A 4,746-nucleotide genomic window follows, 5' to 3' on the forward strand; every position below is an offset into this window, starting at 1 on the left:
CCCCGCGGGCATGCCGCAGGTCACTGCCGCTCAGGTTCTCCACCGTCACACCCGGTGGGATTGTTGGGTTTCTCATCGTGAGTTACCGGTTCAATATTCCAGACAGACTCGTGGTTCATTTGAGCGTCCATGCTCGCCCTGAACTCCGGGCACACTATACGTAATATCTCCACACCATACCCTGTCTGGCTCCGGTACAGCGAACTGACGCTCAAGCAAATTCGGCAGGCAGGTATGCTCCTGACGGGCATTTTTGTACTGATGTTTTCCGGGCTGACAACTACTCAGGTTCAGATATTTCATCAGACGCCCGGCACGGTAACGACTCATCGGGACGCCATTTTGGGTCAGTATTGCAGCCAAAGTACGCGCCCCCGCAGAGCCCCGACTCTGGTTCCACGCCCGGCGTATTTCGCTGCACAACCTGACTCGCACCGGATTAACCGTATCGCGTTGTTTTCGCCAGTACCGGTAACTGCTGCGGTGTATTTCCAGAGCAGAACACAGGCTGACAACCGTGTGGCTGTCACTCAGTCTGGCAGCTATCGTGAACCGTTCAGCGAGTCGGACATCAAGAGTGCGGTAGCCTTTTTTAATATCGTATTTTGTTCCTCCAGACGGCGAACCTGCTTTTCCAGCTCACGAATACGTTGCTGGTCTGGAGTAATGGGTGTCGCAGAGGGCGCAATCCCCTGACGCTCTCGCCTGAGCTGGCGCACCCAGGACTCAAGCGTGGTAGAGCCGACATTCATCGCTTCACTGGCTTGTCGATACGAGTAGCCCTTATCAACGATCAACTGTGCACATTCCAGCCTGAACTCAGGGGTAAAAGTACGCTTCGTTTTCTTGTTCATTAAGTCACCTGTTTTGTGTTGAGGTGAGAATATCACCTTTAATCAGGTGGCCAAATTTACTGTGCCACTACAAACCGAAAGATAAAGCCAAAGCTGAAGTAGGTGTCCAGGTTGTTGAACGCTGGATCATGGCCCGTATCAGGCATGAGACCTTCTACAGTCTGGCATCTCTGAATCAGCGGATCCGGCAACTGCTGGAAAGGCTGAATAACAAGGTCATGCAGAAACTGGGATGTTCGCGGGCCGATCTCTTCATCCAGCTTGATAAACCGGAGCTGAAGCCACTTCCTGAGGCCAGTTACAGCTACACCCTGGTGAAAAAAGTCAGAGTCCATGCAGATTACCACGTGGAGATCGACAAACATTATTACTCGGTGCCCTGTTCGTTGCTGGGCTTACAGCTGGAAGCATGGGTCTCGGGTGAGCTGGTCAGGCTGTTCAATCAGGGGCAGGAAGTTGCAGTACATCCCCGCAATCGCAACTACGGCTACAGCACCCGTGAAGAGCATATGCCGGAGGCTCATCGCCAGCACGCCACCTGGACACCGGAGCGACTTCTGGAGTGGGCTGCACGGGTTGGCAGTGAAACCCATGACTACGTCCTTCATATCCTGAACTCACGACCCCATCCGGAACAAAGCTATCGGTTCTGTCTGGGGCTTCTGAACCTGCACAAGAAATACAGCAAAGCCAGACTTAACGCAGCATGTGCCCGTGCGCTAAAAACTCAGGTATGGCGACTTGCGGGAATAAAATCGATCCTGGAAAAAGGCCTTGATAAACAGCCTGTTCCTGAAAACAAACCAGACCTGCTATCAACGCTGGAACATGAAAACGTTCGCGGCAGCAAATATTACCACTGATACGGAAGCCAATAATGAACCATCTTTACGAGCAACTGACGGAACTGAAACTCACCGGCTTCCGCGATGCGCTAAAAAACCAGATCGCTCAACCTGGTGCATACCAGGAACTGGGGTTCGAAGAACGTCTGTCGTTACTGGCATCAGAAGAACTGACCTGTCGCGAAAACAGAAAAGCAGAGCGTCTGGTGAAACAGGCGCGGTTCAGACTCAGCGCCGAGTTATCAAAACTGGATTATCGCAGCAGCAGGGGCCTGGATAAGGCCCTCATCCGTTCACTCGGTCAGGGAAACTGGCTGAGTCTTAAACAAAACCTGTTGCTGACTGGCGCAACAGGCAGTGGCAAAACGTATCTGGCCTGTGCGCTAGGTCATAATGCCTGCCGACAGGGATACAAGGTCTACTACTACCGTCTGAAAGCACTGATGGAGCTGTGCTACCAGGGACATGCAGACGGACGATATAGCAAACTGCTGACAAAACTAAATCACAGCGATCTGCTGCTTCTGGATGACTGGGGGCTGGAGCCTCTGTCGTCAGAACAACGCAGTGATCTACTGGAAATAGTGGATCTGATGTACCAGCGAGGCTCAATCATCGTCGTGAGCCAGTTGCCGGTGGAAAGCTGGTACAAAATGATCGGGGACTCAACGCATGCGGATGCCATCCTGGATCGACTGGTACATGGGAGCATCAAGATAGAACTTAAAGGAGAATCAATGCGAAAAATGCAAACCTCGTTGACCGAAGGAGATCAGTGAAGTTAATTTAAAAATGGTTCTGTGAAAGTGGCACGAACCGATCTCCATCGATGTTACTCACCGATCTCCTTCACGGTAATATGCAGACACGATCTGTAATAAACATGCCACTTCTTCTTCGGTAAGATATTTACGTTTCATTTTTCTCTCTTTGTATTTTGTTTAAGAAAAATCTCATTTACGAATGTAACTGAACTGTATGGCGATTAGCTAGCTGAAAAATTATATATGTAGAGCGGGGCTATATGGATGGGAGGATGGAACATTGCGTGGCACCGAATTTCAGCGCTGGTATGCCCCTTCACGGGGTGCTTATCTGGCGTCCGATGCCGGTGGGGGGCTTGTCGTTCAGCCCGTCCGGGCCGGCGGGCGCCCCGGACAGACGGATATTGACTGGTTTGGGCCGCTGCAGCCGGGAGGCAACGCCGTGACCGGCTGGGCTAATGGCGCGTACCCGGCGGAAGCAGGGTTTGACTGGGAGGCCGTTGAATCGTCCCCGGGGACCACGGTGTTGCGAACACGTGGTGGTGCCCCGCTTAGCCTGGCGGGAGAAGAGGTCATCGCTGAATGGGTATGGGAACGCTACCTTCGCCAGCCACTGATGCTGGAGGGGGTAACCTTCTGCCTGGTGTCAGCCCGTGGTGCAGGTTTTTTGCGGGCCGCCGGTGAGCGTTTCTTACTGCGGCCCGGCAGCCTGTCGCGTCAGGGGATGGCGGGGCGGCTGGCCTTTCGCTGGCAGCCGCTGGCGGGGGGGTACGGTGCCTTGCGAGTGTGGCGTGATGGGGCAGAGCAGGGATGGCTGGCGGCGGGCAGCCGCTTTGCACTGATGCCGCTCGGCCATCACCCCGTCCGCATTGACGTAATACCCGGGGGCAATTGTATCTGGCAGATGAGCGCCGCCCGCGACGGCGGCGGGCTGCTGTTGCGCCATCCGGAGTGCGGCGGTTTTCTGCAGGTGCGGGATGATGGGGTCTCTGTCTCGCCGGGCGTGCCGGCAGCGGCGCACTGGCTGGCCGGGCAGGGGTATCCGGAACGGGCGCTAATGCCGGTGCGGGCTATGCCCGCCGTGAGCCCGGACCTCCTGCCGCTGCGCTGTCTGGTGGGCAGGACCACGGGGCGCCGTCGGCATATGCCGCGGCGACGGGTGCCGTACGCCTCAGGTCAGCCATGAGCGCGACGCCGCGACGCGAGAGGACGGTACAGGATAACAACGGCGGATCCCGTCGGATTTGACAGTGACTTTCCGGCCTCAGGGCCATACGGCGGTAAAACAAAAAAGGGGTATACCGATGACGATTGCACTCACAAATACAAGACCTTCACTGAGCGCCCTGGCGGCGGAGTTTACCGGCACGCTGTGGCTGGTACTGGGCGGCTGCGGCAGTGCGCTGCTGGCGGCAGGTTTTCCCACGCTGGGCATTGGCTTTGCCGGCTTTGACCCCGCGACACAGGGGTTTGTCAGCAACGGATACGGTGCGCTGTCGCCGGCGAACTTCGGCCTGAGCGGCGCAGCGCTGGCCGAGGTGGTGCTGACGGCCGGCTTCGTGCTGGTGATTATGGGGGTGACGGACGCCGGCCGACCTGCCGCCGTGGCGCCACTCGCCATCGGGCTTTGCCTGACGCTTATCCATCTGATTTCCATCCCGGTGGACAACACCTCCGTGAATCCGGCGCGCAGCACGGCCACGGCGCTGTTTGCCGGCGGTGCTTATCTGCATCAGCTGTGGCTGTTCTGGCTGGCTCCGCTGGCCGGCGGGGTGCTCGGCGGCCTGTTCTACCGGGGCTGCTTCGTCGTGCGCGCGGGTGAGGCGGGGGATGTGGGAGAGAGCCTGTGACGGCGCCGGTGCTGTCCATTGCCTCCTGCACATCTCAGGAAGAGGAGCCGGAAGAAAAGAGAGGGGAAGGTAGAGGGGAAAAAGAGAAGGCAGATAACTACAATAGCGTGGTGGTGGACGGATGCGCCTATGGGCGCGCAGGGCTTGCCGCGGTGATGCCGTTCCCTGCCTCGTCGTTTATCTCACTGAGAGCACTGTTTGCGCTGTCCTGTGACCATCCCGCCTACAGCGCGGGGCTAACCCTGTTGCGCCTGCCCGTGGCGCTGGGACCGCTGCTGGAGGAACTGTCCCGTCTGGCCCTGCTGTTGCAGATTAATGTGATACAGGGACCTGTCTGGGTGGTGACCCGGCTGTCACCGGCGGCGCTGGTGGGGATGTTGCAGCGCCAGGGCGTGCCGCCCTCCGCCTGCCTGCGCGTGCGGGCCTTGCCGGC

Annotated in this window: 4 protein-coding genes and 2 pseudogenes; 5 read left to right on the forward strand and 1 reads right to left on the reverse strand. The window is 57.5% G+C overall.

Going from position 1 to position 4,746, the window contains the following annotated elements; all coding sequences use genetic code 11:
- Window positions 1-156: 156 nt before the first annotated feature.
- Window positions 157-890 (reverse strand): annotated as a pseudogene (locus M988_RS22700) (transposase); the annotation flags it as partial.
- A gap of 35 nt (window positions 891-925) precedes the next feature.
- On the opposite strand from M988_RS22700, the pseudogene M988_RS18790 reads away from it, so the two are divergent.
- From M988_RS18790 to M988_RS18810, 5 genes and pseudogenes are all read left to right on the forward strand, one after another.
- A pseudogene (locus tag M988_RS18790) lies at window positions 926-1,717 on the forward strand (Mu transposase domain-containing protein); the annotation flags it as partial.
- Window positions 1,718-1,731: 14 nt separating this feature from the next.
- Complete coding sequence (istB, locus tag M988_RS18795; protein ID WP_064575338.1) at window positions 1,732-2,478, forward strand: IS21-like element helper ATPase IstB; 747 nt, start codon at window positions 1,732-1,734, stop codon at window positions 2,476-2,478.
- Between the two features lie 427 nt (window positions 2,479-2,905).
- Window positions 2,906-3,649 carry a hypothetical protein gene (locus tag M988_RS18800; RefSeq protein WP_156518191.1) on the forward strand — a complete coding sequence of 248 codons (744 nt, stop codon included), beginning with the start codon at window positions 2,906-2,908 and terminating at the stop codon, window positions 3,647-3,649.
- A gap of 151 nt (window positions 3,650-3,800) precedes the next feature.
- Window positions 3,801-4,313, forward strand: coding sequence for an aquaporin (locus M988_RS18805; RefSeq protein ID WP_156518193.1), 513 nt, complete (start codon window positions 3,801-3,803; stop codon window positions 4,311-4,313).
- Window positions 4,310-4,746, forward strand: a 437-nt coding sequence (locus M988_RS18810) for a hypothetical protein (RefSeq protein ID WP_156518192.1), incomplete at its 3' end; no start/stop codon positions are given. The genes M988_RS18805 and M988_RS18810, both read left to right, overlap by 4 nt.

It is taken from the genome of Hafnia paralvei ATCC 29927 (genome assembly GCF_001655005.1).
Taxonomy (GTDB): Bacteria; Pseudomonadota; Gammaproteobacteria; order Enterobacterales; family Enterobacteriaceae; genus Hafnia; species Hafnia paralvei.